Origin of the sequence: Streptomyces doebereineriae, assembly GCF_031845645.1 — a bacterium.
Classification (GTDB): domain Bacteria; phylum Actinomycetota; class Actinomycetes; order Streptomycetales; family Streptomycetaceae; genus Streptomyces; species Streptomyces canus.
In genome coordinates this window covers 1-418 of record NZ_JAVREZ010000460.1, presented here as the reverse complement: position 1 = coordinate 418, position 418 = coordinate 1, and the positions used below count along the sequence as shown (strand labels likewise).

The window sequence follows — 418 nt, the reverse complement described above, 5'->3', positions numbered from 1 at the left end:
ATCTATCTCACGGGCACCGCAGCGTCGGTGAAAGACCTGGTCGAAGCGTCCAAATACGACCTTCTGATCGCGGCTGTCGCCGCACTCTGCCTCATTTTCGGCATCATGCTGATGGTGACGCGGAGCTTCATCGCCGCACTGGTCATCGTCGGCACCGTGGCGCTGTCACTGGGCGCGGCCTTCGGGCTTTCCGTGCTCATCTGGCAGCACATCCTCGGTATGCCCTTGAACTGGGTGGTGCTGGCGATGTCCGTGATCGTTCTGTTGGCGGTGGGTTCTGATTACAACCTGCTGCTGGTATCCCGGATGAAAGAGGAGATCGGCGCCGGGATCAACACCGGCATCATCCGGGCCATGGGCGGCAGCGGCAAGGTGGTGACAGCTGCCGGCCTGGTGTTCGCGTTCACGATGTTGGTGA

The 418-nt window shown here is 61.2% G+C and carries 1 protein-coding gene; it reads left to right on the top strand.

The features are described from left to right. Window positions 1-27 precede the first annotated feature (27 nt). Window positions 28-418: MMPL family transporter (locus tag RNB18_RS52770; RefSeq protein WP_311721148.1), on the top strand; the 391-nt coding region annotated here is incomplete at its 3' end.